We start from the raw sequence: 1726 nt of genomic DNA, 5'->3' as shown, positions 1-1726 counted from the left end.
ACCATGCCGCTGGCGCTGCCGGCGCGCGAGCCCGGCGCGCTGCTCATGATCGCCTTCACGTTCGGCGCCTGGAAAAAGCCGAAGCCGATGCCGCAGAGGGCCATGCGCCAGCCGATGTCGAAGGCGGACGGCGCTGCCGGCAGGCTCATCATCGTGACCAGGCCGGCCGCGAGGATCAACAGGCCGATGCCGCCCAGCAGCCCCGGCGAATACCGGTCGCTCAATCGTCCGGCGACGGGCGCCATCACGCCGACCATCACGGGCCACGGCGTCATCAGGAAGCCCGTCTCGACGGGCGAACGGCCGAGCGTCGTCTCGAAAAAGAACGGCAGCGCGACGAATGCGAGCGCCTGCGCGGCGAACGTGCAGATGGCGGTGATGGTCGACAGCGCGAACAAGGGACGGCGGAACAGGTCCACCGGCAACAGCGGCGCCGGGTGGCCACGCTCGCGGCGCAGCAGCAGGACGAAGAACACCAGGGCGATCAATGCCTCCGGCAGCAACGTCTTCATGTCCACACGGTGCGCGGCATCGCCCAGCGCCAGCACGGCCATCGAAAACGCGACGACGTTGTAGACGCCGGCGAGCCGGTCCACGCGGTGGGTCGCGCGGCGCGTTTCCGGCAGCACCTTGCGCGCCATGAAGAACGCGACGATGCCGGGCACGACGTTAATACCAAATAGCCATTGCCACGACGATGCGGCAAGGATGATCGACGCGAGGCTCGGCCCGAGCGCGAAGCCGACCGCGACGACGAGGGCATTGGTGCCGAAGCCGCGTCCCAGCAGTTTTGCCGGATACGTGGCGCGCAGCAGCGCCGTGTTGACGCCCATGATGGCGCTGGCCCCGAGGCCCTGGAACAGGCGCGCGGCGATCAGCACGGGCAGCGACCACGCGAGCGCGCACGCGAGCGAGGCCACCGTGAACAGGGCCATGCCGGCCACGTAGACGCGGCGGTAGCCGATGGTTTCGCCCAGCGCCGCGATCGGCAGCAAGGTGGCGACCATGGCCAGCTGGTAGGCATTCACGATCCACACGGAGTCGGCCGGCGTGGCGTGCAATTGCTGCGCCATCGCGGGCAGCGCGGTGTTGGCGATGGCGGTATCGAGGGATGACATGCCCACGCCGAGCGCGAGGGCAAGGATGGCCCAGGTGCGCGGGCCCGCTGGTAATCCGTCCTGTTCGAGAGGTGTTGTATTGACTGCTGCTTGCATGCTCGATCCTGACGGCAAAGGATCGATTGTAGGCCTGTCCGGCGAAGCGTGCAGCGGACCGGCCTCAGCAGCCGCTCGGTTTCACCCGCTCGACCTCGAGCCCGAACAGCGGACGCAGCCGCGTACCGAACACGTTGCCGACGAAGGCGGCCACGAGCCACAGCCAGCCGTGCAGGCTGCCCGACACGATGCCGCTGAAGTAGGCGCCGATGTTGCAGCCGTACGCGAGGCGCGCGCCATAGCCGAGCATCAGTCCGCCGACGACGGCCGCGAGGAGCGAGCGCAGCGGCACGCGCCATACGGGTGCATAGCGGCCCGCCAGCGCCGCCGCCAGCATCGCGCCCAGCACGATGCCGATGTCCATCACGGACGTCACGTCGTGCGACACGGGCGCGGCCAGCGCCGCGGCGTTCGCCTTCGTCGACCAGTACGTCCAGCTCGCCGTGTCGACGCCGATCGCCTGCGCGGCCTTGGCGCCCCACAGCGCGAACGCGGACGTCACGCCCCACGGC

2 protein-coding genes are annotated in these 1726 nt (G+C 69.5%); both read right to left on the bottom strand.

Annotated features, from left to right (window positions below; all coding sequences use genetic code 11):
• Window positions 1-1214 (bottom strand): MFS transporter (locus ACEN88_RS30965; protein WP_413345903.1); only part of this gene is annotated, 1214 nt, incomplete at its 3' end.
• A gap of 64 nt (window positions 1215-1278) precedes the next feature.
• A partial coding sequence (locus tag ACEN88_RS30960; protein ID WP_413345901.1) for a YeeE/YedE thiosulfate transporter family protein occupies window positions 1279-1726 on the bottom strand: 448 nt, incomplete at its 5' end.

Source organism: Massilia sp. CT11-108, assembly GCF_047302915.1.
Lineage (GTDB): Bacteria > Pseudomonadota > Gammaproteobacteria > Burkholderiales > Burkholderiaceae_D > Telluria > Telluria orientalis.
Note: the sequence above shows the minus strand (reverse complement) of the source record. Positions and strands in the feature narration are given on the sequence as shown.